The sequence below is a fragment of the Bacillus sp. P4_D3 genome, from assembly GCF_056401855.1.
Genome location: NZ_JBFUIN010000382.1, coordinates 1 through 2,976 on the forward strand (window position 1 = coordinate 1; position 2,976 = coordinate 2,976).

Genomic DNA, 2,976 nt, shown 5'->3' on the forward strand with positions numbered 1-2,976 from the left:
ACATAGTATGTACTGGCGGAATATAATCTCCAGGTCCATATTTTTCTTCATATTGTTTTTGAATTTGATTCATTCCTTCTACTTGACCGCTAAATTTATCGTATGACAATAGACTTAGCATATAAGGGATTTGAATTTCAAACGAATTTTCTTTCTTCTCTGTATCAATTTTTGCAAATACTGTAAATGGCGCTGGATCCTCACTCGTATTCCATAATGCTTCAGCTGCTGCCATTTTCATCGGATGTGTCTTAATTAAATTTTGCGCTTGTGCATGACCGAAAAATAATACCAATGCTGTTGAAATTGTTCCAACAACGATAGAAACTCGGAAAGACTTCTTAAACACCTCAGTCTCTTGTTGTTTTGCGATTTTCCATGCACTAACACCAGCAATAAAGAATGCGCCTGTTGCAAGTGCCGCTGTAATTGTATGCGGGAATTGCACCCATAGTTGTGGATTTTGAATAATCGCCAAGAAATCATTCATCTGCGCACGTCCATCTGCAGCCATTTCATATCCTACCGGGGACTGCATAAATGCACTTGCAGTTAAAATCCAAAATGCTGATAACATTGTTCCTATTGAAAGGAGCCAAATACATAAAAGGTGAACTCGCTTTGGAAGTTTATCCTCACCGAATACCCATAAACCTAGGAATGTAGACTCAATGAAAAATGCTAATAAACCTTCAATTGCCAATGACGGTCCGAAAACATCACCAACAAAACGTGAATATGTTGACCAGTTCATACCAAACTGAAATTCTTGTAAAATACCTGTTACAACACCTACTGCAAAGTTAACAAGGAATATTTGTGTCCAAAACTTTGTCATTTTCTTATAAACTTCTTGTCCCTTTACCACATACAACGTTTGCATTAACGCAATGATAAAAGCTAAACCAATAGATAGCGGAACGAAAAAGTAATGAAAAATCGTTGTAGATGCAAATTGTATTCGTGCCAATTCGAGCGTTTCCATGCTAAAGTCACTTCCTTCATAATTTTTTATATCGTAATATCGATTAAATTGTATGAATTCACTTCATAACGAACAATTCAATCATTTGGAAATACAAAAAGATAAATTCGTTTATGTACTTTCTGAAAATATAGATTGTCAGTTTTTTAGATAATTACAAAAGAACTTTCTTCATACGATTTACCTTTTCACTATTTCAGTAGTGTTTTATTCGCTAATCGAATTGTATAATATACTTACATAATAAATTCAGGTGATTTTTGACGTATTATTGACAGGATTTTGTCTGAAATATGTCTTTTGTAATTTTTTTGAATTAGATTTCTCACATTTAAAAAACGTATTTTTCAAACATATAACATACTCTTATATCAATTATTATTACGTTTTTCTCTTCATACGCTTGACTTTCCTCTTGAAAAATGTCCTCGCATCAAATCCGGAAATACGCTAGATTTTTGTCAAGAGAAAAATGTATTTCCAAAATTCAAATCAATAATATTGTTATTCACAAATAGAAAAATCCTTTCCTTTTTTAGACTGAAAATTCATTTTTTCGTCATTTTTTCAAACTGCCTAAATAAAAAAGTACCGAGAATAGATTATATTCTCGGTACTTTTATCATTATTTTGTTGTATATTTTCTAACAGCCGGCATAATTTCAGTAGCAATTAATTCAATATTTTTCTCAATCTTATCAAATGGTACACCGCCAAAATCAATTTGTGCCATAAAACGTTGCTGTCCAAATAATTCATATTGGTAAAGCATTTTTTCAATAATTTGTTGCGGGCTACCAATCATTAACGCGTCACGGTGGTCTACTGCATTAGTAAATTGTTGTTTCGGATACCCACCACCGCGTAGCGCAAGCATACCAGCATTAATATGAGGATAATATTCACTAAGTGCATCTTGTGAATTTTCTGCTGTATAAAATAAACTTGTTGTCGCAATTGGTAATGTCGCTGGATCAAAACCACTTTGCTCAGCAGCTTCACGATATGCATCAACCGAAACTTTAAAATTAATAGCTGGGCCACCAAGTGTCGTAAGCATCATTGGTACACCTGCGTGCCCTGCCTTAATCGCACTAGCAGGTGGCCCTCCGACAGCACGCCAAATTGGCATATTGTTATTTTTAGCTCTCGGTATAACTGCCGCATGTTCAAGTGGCGTTCTAAACTGCCCTTTCCATGTTACACTTTCTTCTTTATTTATTTTTAATAAAAGATCCATCTTCTCTTCAAATAGTTCTTCATAATAATTTACATCGTAACCAAGTAAACTATATCCCCCAATACGAGATCCACGACCAGCAACGATTTCAGCACGACCATTAGAAATTAAATCAATTGTAGCAAAATCCTCATATACACGAACCGGATCTGACGTACTTAATACTGTTGCAGAACTCGCGATTTTAATATTTTTCGTAGCTTGTGCAATAGCTCCTAAAATAACTGTATGAGCTTGCGTTGTAAAATGCGCTTGATGACTTTCACCGACAGCAAACACATCAATTCCAGCTTCATCTGCTAACTTGGCTGTTTCAATTAGTTCATGAATTCTTTTTTCTGCACTTATTTTCGAACCATTATGCGGATTTAAAATATGATCTCCAATTGAATATAATCCAAATTCAATTCCTTTACTTGTATCAATACGGTATTTTTCCATAGTTGCTCTCTCCCTTTTAATCAAGTGGTATTAATTTCTCTTCAATCTCTTTTCTTCTCTCTTCTAAAAATGGTGGTAAATCCAGCTCTTTCCCTAATTCTTCAACTGCTGAATCTACTGTAAATCCTGGTCCATCCGTCGCAATCTCAAATAAAATGCCATTTGACTCACGGAAATATAAACTTTTAAAATAAAAGCGATCGATGATCCCTGTTGATTGGAACCCTTTATCTTTCACCGCTTCATTCCAATAACTCAGTTCTTCATCATTTTTTACACGAATAGCTAAATGATGAATACTTCCTTTTCC

General features: G+C 34.5%; 3 protein-coding genes. All 3 read right to left on the bottom strand.

Annotation, left to right across the window (positions count from 1 at the left end; all coding sequences use genetic code 11):
* On the bottom strand, positions 1-985 hold a 985-nt coding region (cydA, locus tag AC1DTM_RS21415; protein ID WP_477000824.1), incomplete at its 3' end, for a cytochrome ubiquinol oxidase subunit I.
* 625 nt (positions 986-1,610) lie between these two features.
* Entirely contained in the window at positions 1,611-2,666 is a 1,056-nt protein-coding gene (locus tag AC1DTM_RS21420) for an LLM class flavin-dependent oxidoreductase (RefSeq protein WP_016104557.1), read from the bottom strand.
* Between the two features lie 16 nt (positions 2,667-2,682).
* The coding region (locus tag AC1DTM_RS21425) for a VOC family protein (protein ID WP_477000825.1) at positions 2,683-2,976 on the bottom strand (294 nt) is incomplete at its 5' end.

Excerpts from the sequence above, each read along its gene's own strand:
- AC1DTM_RS21420 (WP_016104557.1), bottom strand. The coding sequence starts at position 2,666 with ATGGAAAAATACCGTATTGATACAAGTAAAGGAATTGAATTTGGATTA.